Annotated in this window: 11 protein-coding genes and 2 pseudogenes; 8 read left to right on the forward strand and 5 right to left on the reverse strand. The window is 73.4% G+C overall.

Annotated elements, in window-relative coordinates; all coding sequences use genetic code 11:
* Positions 1 to 252 (reverse strand): annotated as a pseudogene (locus DZF91_RS41605) (hypothetical protein); the annotation flags it as partial.
* Positions 253 to 432: 180 nt separating this feature from the next.
* Complete coding sequence (locus DZF91_RS00120) at positions 433 to 810, reverse strand: DUF5318 family protein (RefSeq protein ID WP_117355478.1); 378 nt, start codon at positions 808 to 810, stop codon at positions 433 to 435.
* A gap of 364 nt (positions 811 to 1,174) precedes the next feature.
* On the opposite strand from DZF91_RS00120, the gene DZF91_RS00125 reads away from it, so the two are divergent.
* The 4 genes from DZF91_RS00125 to DZF91_RS00140 all read left to right on the forward strand — a co-directional run bounded on the left by DZF91_RS00125 (position 1,175) and on the right by DZF91_RS00140 (position 6,064).
* Entirely contained in the window at positions 1,175 to 1,801 is a 627-nt protein-coding gene (locus tag DZF91_RS00125) for a PadR family transcriptional regulator (protein WP_117355479.1), read from the forward strand.
* Between the two features lie 115 nt (positions 1,802 to 1,916).
* Entirely contained in the window at positions 1,917 to 2,996 is a 1,080-nt protein-coding gene (locus tag DZF91_RS00130; RefSeq protein ID WP_117355480.1) for an inositol-3-phosphate synthase, read from the forward strand.
* A 255-nt stretch (positions 2,997 to 3,251) separates the two neighbouring features.
* On the forward strand, positions 3,252 to 5,144 hold the full coding sequence (locus DZF91_RS00135; protein WP_117355481.1) for an ABC transporter substrate-binding protein: 1,893 nt from the start codon (positions 3,252 to 3,254) through the stop codon (positions 5,142 to 5,144).
* Between the two features lie 245 nt (positions 5,145 to 5,389).
* On the forward strand, positions 5,390 to 6,064 hold the full coding sequence (locus tag DZF91_RS00140) for a hypothetical protein (protein WP_117355482.1): 675 nt from the start codon (positions 5,390 to 5,392) through the stop codon (positions 6,062 to 6,064).
* Here the strand turns inward: DZF91_RS00140 and DZF91_RS00145 are convergent.
* The 3 genes and pseudogenes from DZF91_RS00145 to DZF91_RS00155 form a co-directional block, all read right to left on the reverse strand.
* Positions 6,036 to 7,328: an MFS transporter gene (locus tag DZF91_RS00145; protein WP_117355483.1), complete on the reverse strand. Its 1,293-nt coding sequence runs from the start codon at positions 7,326 to 7,328 to the stop codon at positions 6,036 to 6,038. The genes DZF91_RS00140 and DZF91_RS00145 overlap by 29 nt on opposite strands.
* Positions 7,329 to 7,341: 13 nt before the next feature.
* Positions 7,342 to 8,720, reverse strand: a pseudogene (bioA, locus tag DZF91_RS00150) (adenosylmethionine--8-amino-7-oxononanoate transaminase).
* The gene (locus DZF91_RS00155) at positions 8,717 to 10,336 is read right to left on the reverse strand and encodes a CCA tRNA nucleotidyltransferase (protein WP_117355484.1); all 1,620 of its coding nucleotides are present in this window, start codon (positions 10,334 to 10,336) and stop codon (positions 8,717 to 8,719) included. Before DZF91_RS00155 ends, bioA begins: the two are co-directional and overlap by 4 nt.
* 490 nt (positions 10,337 to 10,826) lie before the next feature.
* On the opposite strand from DZF91_RS00155, the gene DZF91_RS00160 reads away from it, so the two are divergent.
* The 4 genes from DZF91_RS00160 to DZF91_RS00180 form a co-directional block, all read left to right on the forward strand.
* Positions 10,827 to 11,462, forward strand: coding sequence for an aminoacyl-tRNA deacylase (locus tag DZF91_RS00160; protein ID WP_117355485.1), 636 nt, complete (start codon positions 10,827 to 10,829; stop codon positions 11,460 to 11,462).
* Between the two features lie 408 nt (positions 11,463 to 11,870).
* Positions 11,871 to 14,804 carry a DUF6049 family protein gene (locus DZF91_RS00165; RefSeq protein ID WP_117355486.1) on the forward strand — a complete coding sequence of 978 codons (2,934 nt, stop codon included), beginning with the start codon at positions 11,871 to 11,873 and terminating at the stop codon, positions 14,802 to 14,804.
* Positions 14,788 to 16,539, forward strand: a complete 1,752-nt coding sequence (gene murJ, locus DZF91_RS00170; RefSeq protein WP_117355487.1) for a murein biosynthesis integral membrane protein MurJ — start codon at positions 14,788 to 14,790, stop codon at positions 16,537 to 16,539. The genes DZF91_RS00165 and murJ overlap by 17 nt, the downstream gene beginning before the upstream one ends.
* 549 nt (positions 16,540 to 17,088) lie before the next feature.
* The coding region (locus tag DZF91_RS00180) for a protein kinase family protein (protein WP_199486308.1) at positions 17,089 to 18,053 on the forward strand (965 nt) is incomplete at its 3' end.

The raw sequence follows: 18,053 nt of genomic DNA on the forward strand, positions 1-18,053 counted from the left end.
CGGCGGCGCGGCCGGGGTTCCGGGACCCCCGGCCGGGACGCCCCGGCCACCGGGGGACGAGGACGGGTGAGACCCGCCCGGCGGCGCGCCGTCACCGGGTCCGCCGGGGCCGCCGAACGCGCCGGAGGCGCCGCGGCCAGGGTCCGAAGGGGAGTTCGCCGACGCGTCCGGACCGCCGCCGGGCGCGGGGACGTGCCGTCCGCCCGGCCGCAGCGGACCGGGTTCCGGTCGGGGCTGGCCTGGAGTGCTCACGTGACCTCGTTCGGCAGGGGACTACGACAGTTGTGGTGTCGGAAGAGTACTGGGCCACCCGGTGAACGGGAGAGGCACGTGCCGGTCCCGGACGGCTCCGCGACGCCCCGCGCGGCCTCGCTCAGGCGGCGCGGGAACGGCGAAAGGGCTGGTCCGGAAGGAAGTTCCCGGGCGACCGGTTCAGGGGTCGGACGGCGGTTCCTCATGCCCGAGGACATAGGAGCGCGACAGGTGGTTCCACGCGCATCCCTGGCACACCTCGACCACGTAGACGCGGAACTCGCCGTACTCGCGGGCCATCGCGGCGAGCTCGGCGGTCCCGGTGACCCTGCCGGCGAGGCGTCCGAGCTCGTCCCCGTAGACGTACCGGACGAGGGTGAGCGGTTCGGCCCGGCAGACCGGGCAGGGCGTCTCGGTCGGCTCGCCGTGGAACCGCGCGGCGCGCAGCAGGTAGGGCTGGGCGTCGCAGGCGTCCGCACGGGTCAGCTGGCCGGACCGCAGCTCAGCCAGGGCCGCCCGCTTGGCCAGGCCGTAATCAACGACCAGCCGCGGCCTCATGGGCGGCGGTCCCGAGCACCGCGCGCGGCCCGCATGCCAGCAGGGTAAGCCCGCCCGCCCCGCGTTCGGAAGATCACCGCCGCGACACCTGCCTGTGCCCTCCGGAACGTCCCGTCCCCCGTCCCGTCCCCGGTCCCGGCGACCCTCCGTGCGGACCGGCCGTCCCGGCACGCCCGTCCCGAGAGGCCTGACGGGTGACGAACGCCCAGTTCACGCCCGGGATTCGGGAGCGTGCGGCGGCCGTCACATCGGCCGGACTTGCCAGGACGCGCGGCGGTACGTATCTTTCAGATGTATCGAGTCGATACATTCACTCGATACATCACATGGAGACATCGGCTCCGCGGACGAACGGGACGGACTCATGGCGGGCAAGAAGGGCGCGGGCGTGCTGGAGCTCGCCGTGCTCGGGCTGCTCCACGAGTCCCCGATGCACGGGTACGAGCTGCGCAAGCAGCTCAACATCCTGCTCGGCATGTTCCGCGCGTTCTCGTACGGCTCGCTGTACCCGTGCCTCAAGCAGCTCCTCGCCAAGGGGCTCATCGTCGAGGACCGGCCGCAGGAGCCGAACGTGCCGCTCGCGCTGCAGAGCCGGCGCTCGAAGATCGTGTACAAGCTCACCGCCGACGGCAAGGAGCGGCTCGAGCAGCTGCTCACCGAGGCCGGCCCGGCGGCGTGGGAGGACGAGGGGTTCGGCGTGCACTTCGCCTTCTTCTCGCACACCCGCGCCGACGTGCGGCTGCGGATCCTGGAAGGCCGGCGCAGCCGGCTGGAGGAGCGGCTGGAGAGCGTGCGCGCCGCGCTGGCGCGCACCCGCGAGCGGGTGGACTCGTACACGCTCGAGCTGCAGAACCATGGGCTCGAATCCGTCGAACGCGAGGTCCGTTGGCTCAACGAGCTGATCGGGCGCGAGCGGGCGGAGCAAGAACAGGCCAGAACCTCAGAACGTCTTCAATCGATTCAGAACATGCCTCGGGAGACCGGCCGCTGACCTGCGGCGCGGCCTCGAGAGGGACGGGTGAGCACCACCTCAAGTCCCGCAGAGGTGGCGTTCGCCCTCCGGGGCGGGCGAGGATCGCAAACCGCTACAGAGAAGGAGCAACCGGATGGGTTCGGTGCGCGTAGCCATCGTGGGTGTGGGCAACTGCGCCTCTTCGCTCGTCCAGGGTGTCGAGTTCTACAAGGACGCGAGCCCCGAGACGCGTGTCCCCGGCCTCATGCACGTCCAGTTCGGCGAGTACCACGTCGGCGACGTCGAGTTCGTCGCCGCGTTCGACGTGGACGCCAAGAAGGTCGGCATGGATCTCTCCGAGGCGATCTTCGCGAGCGAGAACAACACCATCAAGTTCGCGGACGTCCCGCCGTCCGGCGTGACCGTCCAGCGCGGCCACACCTTCGACGGCCTCGGCGAGTACTACCGCGACATGGTCGAGGAGTCCGACGCCGAGCCGGTGGACGTCGTCCAGGCCCTGAAGGACGCCGAGGTCGACGTCCTGGTGTCCTACCTGCCGGTGGGCTCCGAGGAGGCGGACCGCTTCTACGCGCAGTGCGCCATCGACGCCAAGGTCGCGTTCGTCAACGCCCTGCCGGTGTTCATCGCCTCCGACCCCGAGTGGGCCGCCAAGTTCACCGAGGCGGGCGTGCCGATCGTCGGCGACGACATCAAGTCCCAGGTCGGCGCGACGATCACGCACCGCGTGATGGCCAAGCTGTTCGAGGACCGCGGCGTCGAGCTGCTGCGCACGTACCAGCTCAACTTCGGCGGCAACATGGACTTCATGAACATGCTGGAGCGCAAGCGCCTGCAGTCCAAGAAGATCTCCAAGACCCAGTCGGTCACCTCCCAGATCCCGCACGAGATGGCCAAGGCCGACGTGCACATCGGCCCGTCCGACCACGTGCCGTGGCTCGACGACCGCAAGTGGGCGTACGTCCGCCTCGAGGGCAAGTCCTTCGGCGACACCCCGCTGAACCTGGAGTACAAGCTCGAGGTCTGGGACTCCCCGAACTCGGCCGGCGTCATCATCGACGCGGTCCGCGCCGCCAAGATCGCCAAGGACCGCGGCATCGGCGGCCCGATCCTGTCGGCCAGCTCCTACTTCATGAAGTCCCCGCCGGAGCAGTACTCCGACGACGACGCGCGTGACGCCGTCGACGCCTTCATCAACGGCGAGCTCGACCGCTGACCCACGCCCTCCCCCGGCTCCGTACGGTTCGTGCGGCGCTGTCACCGGGCGGGCGCGGCTGAACGGCCGTCCCAGTGGCCCCCGACGGGTTTCCCGTCGGGGGCCGCTTCGCTTTCCCCGCCGAATCCCCCGGCGAAGACAGCCCCGGTGTCCGGCGGGGGCTGCTTTTGGTCATTGGGAAAATCGGTATACAGCCCCGGTTGTCACGTTCTGGCCTTACCCTGGCACCCTGCGTGACACTTCCGGGAGGCTCCGATGGCAGCACCGGCGTGGCGCCCGGCGGGCGGTCCCCGCTCCCCCGTGCCGTTCCCCGGCCACCGCACGGCCGCGGTGGTCTCGGGCGCCGCGCTGTTCGCGGGCGTCGCGGGGCTCGGCGCGGGCTGCGGCGGCCCGGACGCCGCGGACGCCTCCCGGTCCGGCGCCCCCACGGACGGCGGAACGCTGCGCGTGGTCGGCTCGTCCGACGTCGAGCACCTGGACCCGGCGTCCGCGGAGAGCGTGGGCGCCCGCGGGCTCGACCGCACGTTCGCGCGCACGCTGTTCGGGACGCTGGCGTCCAACGTGTTCGCCGAGACCGTCCCGGTCCGTCCGGACGTGGCCGAACGCCTGCCGACCCGCGCGAACGGCGGCATCAGCGGGGACGCCCTGACCTACACGGTCCGGCTGCGCGGCGACGTCCTGTGGGACACCGCTCCCCCGCGTCCGGTCACCGCCGCGGACTTCGTGCGCGGTTTCAAACGGCTGTGCAACCCGGCCGCGCCGTCGGCGGGCCTGGGCTACTTCACCGCGACGCTGCGCGGCATGGACGCCTACTGCCGGGGATACGCGCGGCTCGGAGGGCCGGGCATCGGCGCGGCGACCTCCGGGTCCGCGGCCGACGACGCTCGTGCCGCCGCCGCCCTCGCCGCCTACCAGAACGCCCACGACATCGAGGGCATCCGCGCGGCCGACGACCGGACGCTCGTGTTCCGCCTGGTCAGGCCCGCCTCCGACTTCCTCTCCCTGCTCACGCTCGGGTACACCGCCGCCGCGCCGCGCGAGTACGACGCCTATGTCCCGGACGGTCCGGTCTTCAGGCGGCACACGGTCTCGGACGGCCCGTACAGGATCACCCAGTACCGTCCGGGCACCTCCTACCTGCTGACCCGGAACCCGGCCTGGCGGCCCGGGAGCGACCCGTTGCGCGAACGGCACGTCGACCGCATCTGGATCACGCTCGGCCAGGACTCCGCCGAGGCCGTCCAGCAGCAGTTGGAGTCGGGCTCGGCGGACCTCGCCTGGGACCAGCCCGTCCCGCCCTCGGCGCTGCCCCGGCTCCGCGCGGCCCACGACCCGCGGTTCGCCGTCCGGGAGGCGCCCTCGACCAGCCCCTACCTGGTCTTCAACCTGCGCAGTCCGAACAACGGGCACGCGCTGGCCGACCGGGACGTCCGCCGCGCCCTGGCCTACGCCGTCGACCGCTCGCTCCTGGTCAAGATCGTCGGCGGTCCGGCGGTGGCGCGCCCGCTGCACACGGTCATCCCGCCGGGCACCACCGGCTACGCGCCCGCCGACCCCTTCCCCACGCCCGGCGACTCCGGCGACCCGGCCACCTGCCGGCGGCTGCTGGCCGCGGCGGGCCATCCCGGCGGGCTGACGCTGCGCTTCCCGTTCCGGGTGAACAGCGTGCACCGGCTCATCGCCGAGTCGCTGGCGCAGGACCTGGCGGGCTGCGGCGTCCGGACCGTCCTGTTCCCGGACACCGGCGGCGGCTTCTACGCCCGGACGATCTCCGATCCCGCGCGGGGCGCGGCGGGCCACTGGGACATCGCCGCCCCCGGCTGGACGCCCGACTGGTACGGCGCGAACGGCCGGTCCGTGCTGCTGCCGCTGCTGTCCGGCCGGTCGCTCGGCGCGGGCTCCACCAACTACGGGGGTTACGAGAACCCTCAGGTGGACGCCTTGATCGACCGGGCGCTCACGGCCACGTCGGAGGCGCGGGCCGCCGAACTCTGGCGCCGGGCCGACCGGATCGCGACGCAGGACGCCGCGATCCTGCCGCTGCTCGACCGGGCCCACACGGTCTTCATGTCGTCCCGCGTCCGCAACGCCCGCTTCCTGCCCACCACCGCGGGCTACGACTACACCCGCGTCTACCTGGCCCGCTGAGCGTCCGGGCCGGACGGCCTGATGATGACCCCGGTGGTCATGCGACCCCCGGCGTGCGCGCCCGACACTCCAGTGAGCCGCGAGCAGCGTTCTGGGCGGCACCGCCAAGGCCCTGCTCCGCGTGCCTCGTACGGTTCCCGGCTCCCGTCCTCGCACGCGGGGAGGCCCGGCGGAACAAGGGGTTTCGCCCGAGTAAGTGAGGTATCGTCCTCCGCTCCGGTTGATCATCCAGAGCGGAGGCGGACATGGCCGTCGAGCCCACCGCGTACGAGGCCCGGTGGCACGCGCTGTGCGCCGGGCTCGACGCGCATCCGGAGATCAAGGTGGGATACCGGATCGACGGCGGGATCGACGCGGACCTCGCGGACGCGGTCACCGCGTGGACGGCGCTCGCCGGGACGACCGGGACGCCCGCGCCCGCCGGAGTCGCCGACTGCTTCCACCGGTTCCGCAGGCTCGGACGCCAGTGGCGGACCAGGACGTCCGGCGTCAGCGGCGAGTTCCTCCTGACGCACCTCGCGGGCGCGCGTCCCCAGGCGTACCAGTCGTGGATCGACCCCAGGACGGGCGGGGAGCGCTTCCCCTTCTCCGAGCTGCGGATCATCGACGAGCACCCGGTCTCGGGGACCGGCGGCTTCACCGGGGTCCGGCTGCGTCCCGGCGGCGAGCCGGAACTGTGGTGGTCCACGATCCGGTACGCCGACTGGAGGCTGGACCTCGGATACCGGGAGTACCTGGACACCCTCCTGCTGACCCGGGGAGCCTTCGACTGGCAGTTCCTGTTCACCCCGGCTCCGCTGGCCTCGGAGGAGTTCGACCAGGTGCGCGCCCGGCTGGAACGGACGCTGGACGAGCTGCCCGCCCTCTTCCCGGGCGACGACCACAGCGACCTCAGGCGGCGTTTCGAGGAGCGTCTGTGAGGACGGCCACCCGCTGCGACGCCGCGCGATAGCCCACCGCCCCCACCACATACACGACGGCGACCCCGACGACAGTGCCGGACGAGACGCCGCTCACCGGCAGCCAGCTCGCCGCCAGCGCCGCCGACGCGGCGAACGTGGCGTTGAAGAGCATGTCGTAGACCGCGAAGACCCGGCCCCGGTAGGCGTCCTCCACGGTCTCCTGGAGGATCGTGTCCACGCAGAGCTTCACGCCCTGCGACGTCACCCCCAGCGCGAACGACGCCGCCGCCCACGCGACCTCGGCGAACGGCAGCCCGAGCACCAGCACGCACACCCCGCCGCCCGCGAGCAGCAGCGAGATCCACGCCTGCTTGCTGATCCGCCGCACGACCGCCGGGGTGACCAGCGCGGCGGCGAAGTACCCCGCCCCCGACACGCCCAGCATCGCCGCCGCGACGCGCAGGCCGTCCTCGGCGTCGCCGGTGAAGTGGCCCCGGCAGAGCAGCAGCGTCTGCATCAGCACCACGCCGTACAGGAAGCGGTGGAACGAGATCGCGCCGAGCGCCAGCGCCGCCGGACGCAGCCGCGCGATGTGCCGCGCGCCGTCCACCAGGCCGTTCAGGACCTCCCGGGCCGTCCCGCCGCCGGTCGGCTCGCCGGCGTGCGGGCCGAGCATGTCCTTGGGGAGCAGCAGCGCGACCGTCCCGGCGATCAGGAACAGCACCGCGGCGACGACCAGCAGCAGCGCCGTGCCCTCCGCCCCGGCGCCCAACGCGGCGCGCAGCAGGTAGCCGAGGCCGCCGCCGACGAACGCGATGACCGTCCCGGACGTCACGGCGAACGCGTTGGCGGTGACGAGCTGCTCCCTGCGCACCACGTGCGGGAGCGCCGCCGACAGCGCCGACAGGAAGAACCGGTTCACGCCGAGGACGACCAGGCCCCCGACGAAGAACGGCGGCCCGTCCTCGCCCACGGCGACCATGGCCGCGACGACCAGCACGACCGCCGCGCGCAGGACCGGCGCCCAGACGAGGATCTGCCGGCGCCGCCACCGGTCGAGGAACACGCCCGCGAACGGGCCGAGCGCCGAGTACGGCAGCAGGGTGACCGCGAACGCCGCCGCCGCCTCGCCGGCCGACGCCTGCCGCTCGGGCGAGAAGAACACGTATCCGGCGAGGGCGACCTGGAAGACGCCGTCGGTGAGCTGCGAGACCAGGCGTGTGGCGTAGAGGCGGCGAAAGTGCCGTCCCGCCAGAATCCCCCGCAGCTCCCCGCTTCTCACCCGATCACTGTAGTCACGGGCGCGGTTCGGCCGCCGCCGCGTACATGGCGTCGGCGATGTGCTCCAGCTCGTCCTCGGTGCAGACGTACGGCGGCATCGCGTAGATCAGCCGTCCGAACGGCCGCAGCCACACCCCGTGCGCCATCGCGGTGTCCTGGACGCTCGCCACGTCCACCGGCTCGTGCGTCTCGATCACCGCGATGCCGCCGAGGACGCGCACGTCGGCCACCTCCGGCAGCTCCCGCGCGGGCTCCAGGCCCGCCGTCAGCACGGCCTCGATCGTGTCGATCTCGGCGCGCCAGTCGCGGGACAGCAGCAGGTCGATCGACGCGGACGCGACCGACGCGGCCAGCGGGTTGGCCATGTAGGTCGGGCCGTGCATCAGCGCGCCGGCCTCGCCCCCGCTGATCACCCCGGCCACCTCGGCGGTGCAGAGCGTCGCGGCGCGCCGGCCTCGCCCCCGCTGATCACCCCGGCCACCTCGGCGGTGCAGAGCGTCGCGGCCATCGTCATGTAACCGCCGGTCAGCGCCTTGCCGACGCACATGATGTCCGGGACGACCTCGGCGTGGTCGCAGCCCCACATCTCCCCGGTGCGGCCGAACCCGGTGGCGATCTCGTCCAGGATCAGCGGGACGCCCAGCTCGTCGGCGGTCTCGCGGAGCGCCTGGAGGTACTCGGGGGCGTAGAAGCGCATCCCGCCCGCGCCCTGCACGACCGGCTCGGCCAGCACGCCGGCGATCTCGTCCGCGTGCTCGGCGGCGAGGCGGCGCAGGCCGTCCAGGTACCCCTGGTCGGGCTCGGCGTCGTACCCGGACGGCGGCGCGCCGGCGAACACGTGCTGCGCGAGGACGTCGCCGAACAGGTGGTGCATGCCGTTGACCGGGTCGCAGACGGCCATGTCGCCGAACGTGTCGCCGTGGTAGCCGCCCCGGACGGTCAGCAGCCGGCGCCGCTCCGGGCGCCCGCGCGACCGCCAGTACTGCAGCGCCATCTTGATCGCGACCTCGACCGCGACCGAGCCCGAGTCGGCGAAGAACACCTTGGTCAGCGGGCCGGGCGTGAGGTCGACCAGCTTGCGGGCGAGCCGGACGGCGGGCGGATGCGTCAGCCCGCCGAACATCACGTGCGCCATCTTCCCGAGCTGCGCGGTGACCGCCGCGTCCAGCTTCGGGTGCCGGTAGCCGTGGATCGCCGCCCACCAGGAGGACATCCCGTCGATCAGCTCGGTGCCGTCGGCGAGCGTGAGCCGCGTCCCCGCCGCCGACACCACCGGGAGGGACGGGACCGCCGCGGGCATCGGCGCGTACGGGTGCCAGATGTGCTCGCGGTCGAAGGCCACCAGATCCTCGGCCGCCTGCGGGCTCATCCGCCCGAGCTGGAGGTCGATCATCCCTCGTCCTCGGAACCCGCGCGCTCCGCCGCGGCGTGCTCCCCGGGCTTCCCGGCTTCGTCGGCCCGCGCGGGCTCGGCCTGCGGGGTCTCGGTTTGCGGGGATTCGGTTTGCGGGGATTCGGGCTGTGCGGGCTCGGGCGGGACGGTCCGCGGGCTTCCGGCCGGGAGGACGCCGTGCTCGGCCCCCCAGGCCCGCAGGGCCTCGGCGGCGGCGCCCTTACCGACCGGCCCGCGGTCGAGGCGCAGTTCGAGCAGGTGCTTGTACGCCTTCCCGACGATCGGGCCGGGCCGGATGCCGAGGATCTCCTGGATCTCGTTGCCGTCCAGCTCGGGCCGGATCGAGGCGAGCTCCTCCTCCTCGGCGAGCCGGGCGATGCGAACCTCCAGCTCGTCGTAGGTGCGGCGGAGCCGTTCGGCCTTGCGGCGGTTGCGCGTGGTGCAGTCGGCGCGGGTCAGCTTGTGCAGCCGCGACAGCAGCGGACCCGCGTCCCGGACGTACCGGCGGACGGCCGAGTCGGTCCACTCGCCCGTCCCGTAGCCGTGGAACCGCAGGTGCAGCTCGACCAGCCGGGACACCTCGCCGACGACGTCCTTGGGGTAGCGCAGCTCGGTCAGCCGCTTGCGGGCCATCTTCGCGCCGACCACCTCGTGGTGGTGGAACGAGACGCGCCCGCCCGTCTCGAACCGGCGGGTCTTCGGCTTGCCGATGTCGTGCAGCAGCGCGGCCAGCCGCAGGACCAGGTCGGGGCCGCCCTCCTCCTGCGCGATGGCCTGCTCCAGGACGATCAGCGAGTGCTCGTAGACGTCCTTGTGCCGGTGGTGCTCGTCGATCTCCAGGCGCAGCTTCGGCAGCTCGGGCAGGACGTGCGCGGCGAGGCCGGTGTCGACCAGCAGGGCCAGGCCCTCGCGCGGATGCGCGCCGCACAGCAGCTTCGACAGCTCGTCGCGCACGCGCTCGGCCGACACGATCCCGATCCGGGACGCCATCTCGGTCATCGCGGCGACCACGTCGGGGGCGACGGCGAAGCCCAGCTGGGAGGCGAACCGGGCGGCGCGCAGCATCCGCAGCGGGTCGTCGCCGAAGGAGTCCTCGGGCAGGCCGGGCGTGCGGAGCAGGCCGCGGCCGAGGTCGACCAGGCCGCCGAACGGGTCGACGAACTCGTAGGCGGGCAGCTTCACCGCCATGGCGTTCACCGCGAAGTCGCGGCGCCGCAGGTCCTCGACCAGGGACGTCCCGTAGGACACCTCGGGCTTGCGCGACTTCGGGTCGTAGGTCTCCGACCGGTAGGTGGTGATCTCCAGCTCGTGGCCGTCCTTGCGCAGGCCGACCGTGCCGAACTCGATGCCGATCGTCCAGATCGCGTCCGCCCAGCCGTCGATGATCTCCAGGATGCGCTGCGGCGGCGCGTCGGTGGTGAGGTCCACGTCCTTGGTGGGACGGCGCAGCAGGGCGTCGCGGACGGGTCCGCCGACGAGCGCCAGCTCGTGCCCGGCGGCGGCGAACCGTCCGGCCAGGTCCTCGGCGACCGGGGCGACCCGGGACAGCAGCTCGGTGATCGCGGCCCGGCCGGCGTCGGGAGCGTTCGGGATCGCGTTGGGATCAGGCACGGCCATCGAGCGTATGTCCTTGGTCGACTGCTGACAAAGCACTATTCACCGCCGCGGACCCCGCACGCCTCTATACATGGCGCGATAGCCGGGTTACGTTCTGATCACTCCCGCGAGCACCCGCGCGGCCGGCGGTGAACCGCCGTGTGACAACGGTAGCGGGGAACCTCGGGCGCGCGGTCCACCGCGGGTGCCGCGCCGACCGTGGCGCAACGGGTGCGACGGAACCGGGCGTCTGGCCGGGCGCCTCGGACGCGCCGAGCGGATGGACACCGCGCCGGAGGCGCGAGCGTGGACACCGCGCGGCGCGCGAGGTGGACGGCCTCGCCGGGAGAAACGGGCCTGAGTGGCACGGTAATGCGGACGTCCGGGGTGCGACGCCACGCATCGGGGCCGAATGGACGGGTATGTGGGGAAGCCCCTCACAGAGTGGCTCACGGGGAAACGGAACACCCACCGGGATGCGGGGTGTGGACCCCGCGGGACGGAGCCGGAGATGAAGGACGCCCTCACCATCCACCGCGCGTTGCTGGGCGGGGAGACACGGCATGAGATCGTGCGCCTGCCCTTCGGCATCGCGACCGCCGACGAACTGCCCGACGCGCTCGGGCTCCCGGCGGAGCGGTGCCTGGTGACCCGCGTCCTCGCGTGCGAGGACGCGTACCGGGGGGACCGGTTCCTGGCCGGGGCCGTGGTCTGCGCGGGCCGCCAGCCCCTGCCGGACGCGGTCCGGCGGGAGGTCGGCGCCCGCCTCGTGCGCCCGGCCCGGGCGGACACGGTCAACGCCGTCACCGAGTACGCGGCGGGCCTGGTCGCGCCGCTGCTGCTGCCGTCCACGATGCCGCTGCTCATCGACCGGCGGATCATCGAGAGCCGCTCGCCGGACGACGTCGTCTACACGCCCACCGGCGAGGCGTCCACGGCGCTCGGCATCCGCGTCGCGGACCTGTGCGCGCTGACCTCGGCCAAGCCCTGCGACCTGATGCCGCCGTCCACCGGCAGGACGGCCCCGACCCTGCACATCGAGCCTCCGGGCCTGCGGGGCCGTCCGGCGGGCCGGCCCAGGTCGGCCCGTCCCTCGGGCCCGTCCTCCCTCCGCAGCGCCCCCCAGACCTCCCGCAGAGCCCCCTGACCCCCGCGAACCGCCCCTTCGGGGACATCCCCGGCCCGCCGACGCCGCCCGTCCCGTCCCGCCAAGCCCGGCGGGCCGGGACGGGCGGCCGTTCAGCCCAGGGACCGGGGGCGATCTCCGCCCAGGGGCCGGGGCGATCTCGGCCAAGGGGCCAGGGGCGATCTCCGCCCGGGTACCGGGCCATCTCTCGCCGGGACGGCGGCGGGTCTCGGGCCGGGGCCCGGGCGTTCTCGGCCCGGGACCGCGGGGATCTCCGGCCGGGGGCGGCGGCGATCTCGGGCGCGGCGGCTCCGGGCGGTCGGACGGGAGGCTGGGCGCGGATACCATCGAGCGCGTGGTGCGGAGACTGGGCGCCCGGCCGCTTCTCGGCGGTTCCCGGGCGGGCGCGGCGTGAGAGCGGTGGGACGGGTGGCGGCCCTGACCGCTCTGGTGCCCTGCGTCCTCGCGTGCACCGCGCCGGGGGCGTTCGCCCTGCCGACCGGCGGGACGGCCGCGACCGGCGCGAAGCTCGTGTCGAGCGCGTCGGCCGCCGGCCCGGCGAGCCCGCAGACCGCCGCCCTCCCGGCCGCCGAGCCGGGGCGCGAGCAGCAGGGGAAGGTGGCGCTCGCGCTGTCGAGCGTCAGCCCCAAGGCCGCCGAGGCGTCGGGCAAGCGCGGCAAGGTCCAGATCACCGGCACCGTCCAGAACCACACCGGGCGCCAGCTCCCCGGGCTGACCATCCGGATGCGCTACAGCGGCAGCCCCCTCACCAGCCGCTCGCAGCTCGAGCGGTACGCCGCCGCGCAGCCGTCCGCGCTGCTCGCCGGGGTGGGGCTCCGGCCCGTCCAGCTCACCAAGGCGGCCGTCCCGAACGGCTCCCAGTCCTTCTCCCTCAGCGCCAACACCGCCGACATCGGCATGCGGAACTTCGGCGTGTACCCGGTCGGCGTCGAGGTCGTGAACGCCGCGCAGGAGGTCGTCGCCGGGGTCACGACGTTCGTGACCTTCGCCCCGAAGGCCGGTGACGTGAAGCCGGTCAAGATCGGCTGGGTCTGGCCCCTGATCGACCGTCAGCACCGCACCTCCGGCAACGTCTTCACCGACGACGACCTGAACGCCCAGATGGCCAAGGGCGGCAGGCTGGGCGGCCTGGTCTCCGCCGCGGCGGCCACCCGGACGCCGGTGACCTGGGCCGTCGACCCGGCGCTGCTGGACGACGCGCGCCAGATGGCGAGCGGCTCCTACGAGGTCCAGGGGCTGCGCGACGACCGCTCGGTCAAGAAGCCGAAGAGCTCCGCCGCCGAGTCCTGGCTGAAGTCGCTCAAGCTGGCGATGAAGTCCGACCAGTACTTCGCGCTGCCGTACGCCGACCCCGACGTGGTCGCGCTCGTCCGGAACAAGCAGAACAACCAGGTGGCCCTCGCGTACCGGAACGCCCAGACGGCGACCGACGTGCTGGGCGCGCAGCCGAGCACCCCGATGGCCTGGCCGCCGCTCGGCGTCGCCGGTCCCGGCACGCTCCGGCAGCTCGTCAAGTACGGCCGGGTCACCGGGCCCATCCTGATGAGCAGCGACAACGCGTTCGGCCCGTCCGCGACCGGATCGACCCCGAGCGCGGTGACGACCGCGCAGGTCGACAACCGGCCGCACGGCGTCCTCACCTACGACGACAAGCTCACCGAGATCCTCGACCAGAACAGCCGGGCCCCGGGCGGGAAGGTGCTGACCGAGCAGCGCTTCCTGGCCGAGACCGCGATGATCACGGCCGAGCGCCCCCAGGCCGCGGGCCGGACCCTGGTCGTCGCGCCCGGACGGCACTGGAACCCGTCCCCCGAGCTCGCCCGGCAGCTCCTCGCCGACAGCGCGTCGGTGCCGTGGCTGAAGGCCGAGTCGCTCGACAAGATCGCCCACGCCAAGCCCGAGCAGCGCCAGCAGAAGGACTATCCGGACGAGTTCCAGGGCTACGAGCTCGGCCCGGGCTACCTCGACCAGGTGCACCGCATCCAGGAGGAGGCCAACTCCTTCGCCTCGATCGTGGTCAACTCCCCCAGCCCCGTCTACGAACGGGCGGTGCTGCGGCTGGAGTCGGTGTCGTGGCGCGGCAAGCCGTCCGCCGCGTACGCCGCGCGCCGCCGCGTCAGCGACCAGCTGAGCGACGCCACCGGCGCGGTGAAGGTCGTCAGCAAGCAGACCGGCCTGGCGGGCAACTCCGGCATGGTGCACATCACGGTCGCCAACGACCTCCCGGACCAGACCGTCCGGGTGGTGGTGAACGTCGCGTCGGAGAACACCGCCAAGCTCCAGATCGGCAAGCTGGAGGGGCGGTCCCCGATCGACCTCGGGCCGGGCGACAAGGTCACCCGCAACCTGCCGGTCACCGCCAACGGCAACGGGCGGTTCCGGCTGCTGATCCGGCTGATGTCCGCCGACGGCGAGGAGTACGGCAAGCCCTACGTCGTCACCGTCCGGACGACGGGGTACGGACGGACGTCGCTCGTCATCACGGGCGGCGCACTTGCCGTACTCTTCGTGGGCGTCGGAGTGCGGGCCATGCGAGCGAGGCGCCGCCGGAAAGCGGAGGCAGCCGGTGACGGACGGACCGGAACGGAACCAGCGACCGGAGCACCGGGGGACTACTACCCCGGGGCAGAACCCTTGGTCGCGGGAGATTCCGGGCTACCCGAACCCGGAGCAGGACCAGGAGTGGGAGCAGGGCCGCACGCGGGAGCAGGGAGTTCCGCCGCATCCGCAGGCCCAGCAGCCCGCGCAGGCGCCGCAGGCTCCACAGGCGCCGCAGCAGGGATGGCAGACGCCCCGGCCGGGGCCGACGCAGGGACCTCCGCAGGCTCCTTCGCCGGGCCATCCACAGCAGGGACACCCGCAGGGACAGACCCCTCCGGCCGGCCACTGGGGCGGTCAGAGGACACCTCCCCCGCCGAACCCGGGGCATTCGGGCCGGACGCCGGACGCCACGCGTCAGGAAGCGGCTCCGGGACGTCCGCACGCGCCCGGCGCGAATCCCGCGCCACCGTACGGGACGGCTGGTCCGCAGCCGGGTCAGGGACGTCAGCCGACGGTCCAGATGCCGATGCCGGGACGTCCGGGCTCGCCGATGCCGGGAGCTGGTTCACCGCACGATCCGGCCATGAGGCCGGGAACGGGTCAGGGCGTGGGGCCGGGACCGGCTCCTCAGCAGGGTCCGCCCGGCGCTCCGTGGCAGGGTCAGGACCCGAGCCAGGCGCCGTACCCGAACCAGGGGCGGCAGGGGCAGAATCCGCACCAGAATCCGCACCAGGGGCCGAACCAGGGTCCGGGGACGCCGGGGCCGGGCCGTCCGCCGATGGGGATGGCCACCGCGGCTGAGACCGCGCTCGACCTGCCGATCCCGCCTGGGACCGAGGCCCCGACCGCGCCCGCCGAGACCCGCGCCGATGAGGGCGGCCAGGGCGACGGCGGCGGTGGGGGCGGGTCGAGCCTGCTGAAGTCCGGCGCCATGATGGCGCTCGGCACGATCGCGTCCCGGGTGACCGGCTTCCTGCGGACGGCGGCGATCGTCGCCGCGCTGTCCAACGGCACGCTGCTCGGCATCTACAACACCGCCAACACCTTCCCGAACCAGATCTACGACCTGCTGCTCGGCGGCATCCTGACCAGCGTCATCGTGCCGCTGCTGGTCCGCGCCAAGGAGCGCGACAAGGCCTACGGCGAGCAGTACGAGCAGCGCGTGTTCACGCTGGCGGTGCTCGGCCTGGTGGCGCTGTCGGCGCTGGCGATGCTCGCCGCGCCGCTGCTGATCACCCTGTCCGCGCCGTCCTACCACGGCGACGAGCGCAGGATCGCGATCCTGTTCGCGCTGTTCTTCCTGCCGCAGATCCTCTTCTACGGGATCGGCGCGTTCGCCGGCGCGATCCTGAACACGCGCGGCTCGTTCGGAGCGCCGATGTGGGCGCCCGTGCTGAACAACGTCGTGATGATCGCGGTCGGCGGGGCGTTCCTGTGGGTGTCGGGCGGCGCGACGGTCGGCGCGTCCACGATCACCGACACCGAGTTCTACCTGCTGGCGGTCGGCACCACCGGCGGCATCGTGCTGCAGACGATCGCGCTGTGGCCGTCGCTGCGCCGCGTCGGGTTCCGGTGGCGGCCGAAGCTGAACTTCCAGAAGGGCGAGATCAGCGGCGTCGGGAGGCTCGCTGGCTGGACGCTGCTGTACGTCATGCTGACCCAGGCCGCGTTCACCGTGGTCACGGCGCTGTGCAACAGCGCGGGCACCAAGGCGCACAACGCGGGCGCGGGCGACGTGTACGGGTACGGCTCGTACTCCACCGCCTACATGATCTTCCAGCTGCCGTACGCGATCGTCGCGGTGTCGGTGATCACCGCGCTGCTGCCCCGGATGTCCCGGCACGCCTCGGAGGGCGCGTCCCACCTGGTCCGGGACGACTTCTCGGCCGGGCTGCGGCTCTCCTCGGTGATCATCCTGCCGGCGGCGGCGCTGATGGCGGTGCTCGGCCCGGAGATCTCGGTCGTGCTGTTCGCGCACGGCTCCACCTCGGTGTCGGACGCCGAGGTCATCGGCCGCGTCATGCAGGCGTTCGCGGTCGCGCTCGTGCCGTTCTCGATCTACCAGCTGATGATGCGGGTGTTCTACGCGCACAACGACACCCGCACCCCGGCGTTCATCGCGTTCGCCACGGTCGGCACCAACGTCCTCTGCGCGGTCGGGGCGTTCTACCTGCTCCCGCCCAAGTGGATCATCGTCGGGATCGCGTCCGGGTTCGCCCTGGCCAACGTCGTCGGCACGCTGGTCTGCTGGGTGGTGCTGCGCCGCAAGCTCGGCGGGCTGGACGGCCGCCGGGTGATCGGCACGCACCTGAAGCTGCTGGTCGCGCTCTGGCCGCTGATCGGCTTCGCGTACGCCGTCCACGCCATCGTCACCGCCGCGCTCGGCCGCGGGCTGCTTCCCGGGCTGCTCGCCCTCGTGGTGGGCAGCGCGGGCGGCGGCGTCCTGTACCTCCTGTTCGCCCGCCTGCTTCGCGTGGGCGAGGTGCAGTCCATGCTGACGATGGTCGCCTCCCGCATCCCCGGCGGTCGTCGCTGATCCCCGCCCCGGGCGGGCGCCCCCGCCCCTCGCCCCACCGAAGCCACCGCTCGCGAGCCGTCGACCGACGCGTGGACGAGTGCCGCGGCGGCCCGGCTCCGGACCGCCGCGGGACGCCGGTGACGCCGCAGCACAGATTGGATATATGAGACAGAACGCGCGTATACGAGACACAGATCACGCCACATCCGGCCAACCGTCGCCCTCCTCGAGGACGCTCCCCAGGTCGCCTGGTGGGCGGGGCATCGGGCCGGACCGAGGCCTGCGGCACGCTCCAAGAGGGCGGTCGGCCGGGTCCACGGGCGCGGGTAGCATCCCCGGGTCACGATTGGCCGCCCGCTCCGCGGGTATCGTCCGCGACTCGCGGGAAGGCATGAGCAAACTCCACGGCACCCGCGCGGATAAGGCGTCCGGCGAGCGGGCTAGCCACTACCATGTGGGGGACTACGGCTTGCGGGGCGACACCCTGGGGACTGCAAAGAGGAGGGTCGGAGGCGTAAGCTGCCACGCCACGAACATGGGATCTGACCACCTGCGCTGGACACTGCCGTGAGCACGTCCGTCATCGAGCCCGGCGCCCGCCTGGCGGGCCGTTACCGGCTGGAAGAACGCATCAAGGACTCGGGTGGCTCGTCCCTGTGGAAGGCCATCGACGAGATCCTCGCGCGCGCCGTCGCCGTCCGCACGTTCGAGCCCGGCTTCCCGCGCGTCCGCGAGGTCGTCACCGCCGCGCGCGCCGCGTCCCGGCTGACCGACCCGCGCCTCACCCAGGTCTTCGACGCCGACGACTCCGGCGAGCGCGCCTACGTGGTCAGCGAGTGGGTCGTCGGCGAGACGCTGGAGCAGATGCTCGCCAAGGCCCCGCTGGAGCCCGGCCGCGCCACCACCCTGCTGTTCGAGGCCGCCGAGGCGCTGACCGCCGCGCACGCCGCCGGGCTGGCCCACCTGTGCCTGTCCCCGCGCGACCTGGTGTGGACGACCGGCGGCACGGTCAAGGTGCTGGGCGTCGCGACCGACGCCGTCCTGGCCGACCACTACTCCGACTCGCCCGCCGCCGTGGACACGCGCGGCCTCGGGTCCATGCTCTACGCGGCGCTGACGGCGCACTGGCCGGGCGAACCGTCCCGCTCGTCCCTCCCGGCCGCGCCCACCGCGAACGCGTCCGGCTCCGGCGCCTCCAGGGCCTCGGGCCCCCGGGAGGACCTCACCGTCACCACGCCCGACCGGGGCGCCGCGGCGAACGTCACCGCGCCGGACGAGCCGCCGGTCCTGCTGGCCCCGCGGCTGGTGCAGGCGGGCGTCCCGTCCGCGGTGGACGACATCGTCTGCCGCAGCCTCGGCCTGCCCGCGCCCGCGAGCGGCCCGAACCCCGAGCCGATCACCACCCCGGCCGACTTCGCCGCCGCCCTGCGCCGGGTGCCGCGCACCCCGCTGCCGCTGTTCGCCGGGCTCGGCAGCGCGCCGGCGCCCGCTCCGGCGGCGCCCGCGAACACGACCACCGCGTACCGGCAGCC

The sequence above is a fragment of the Actinomadura logoneensis genome, from assembly GCF_003428695.1.
In the GTDB taxonomy this organism is placed as follows: Bacteria; Actinomycetota; Actinomycetes; order Streptosporangiales; family Streptosporangiaceae; genus Spirillospora; species Spirillospora logoneensis.

Bases quoted from the DNA above. Each gene is read 5' to 3' on its own strand.
- DZF91_RS00120 (WP_117355478.1), bottom strand. From the start codon at position 810: ATGAGGCCGCGGCTGGTCGTTGATTACGGCCTGGCCAAGCGGGCGGCC.
- DZF91_RS00125 (WP_117355479.1), top strand. From the start codon at position 1,175: ATGGCGGGCAAGAAGGGCGCGGGCGTGCTGGAGCTCGCCGTGCTCGGG.
- DZF91_RS00130 (WP_117355480.1), top strand. From the start codon at position 1,917: ATGGGTTCGGTGCGCGTAGCCATCGTGGGTGTGGGCAACTGCGCCTCT.
- DZF91_RS00135 (WP_117355481.1), top strand. From the start codon at position 3,252: ATGGCAGCACCGGCGTGGCGCCCGGCGGGCGGTCCCCGCTCCCCCGTG.
- DZF91_RS00140 (WP_117355482.1), top strand. From the start codon at position 5,390: ATGGCCGTCGAGCCCACCGCGTACGAGGCCCGGTGGCACGCGCTGTGC.
- DZF91_RS00155 (WP_117355484.1), bottom strand. From the start codon at position 10,336: ATGGCCGTGCCTGATCCCAACGCGATCCCGAACGCTCCCGACGCCGGC.
- DZF91_RS00160 (WP_117355485.1), top strand. From the start codon at position 10,827: ATGAAGGACGCCCTCACCATCCACCGCGCGTTGCTGGGCGGGGAGACA.
- murJ (WP_117355487.1), top strand. From the start codon at position 14,788: ATGGCCACCGCGGCTGAGACCGCGCTCGACCTGCCGATCCCGCCTGGG.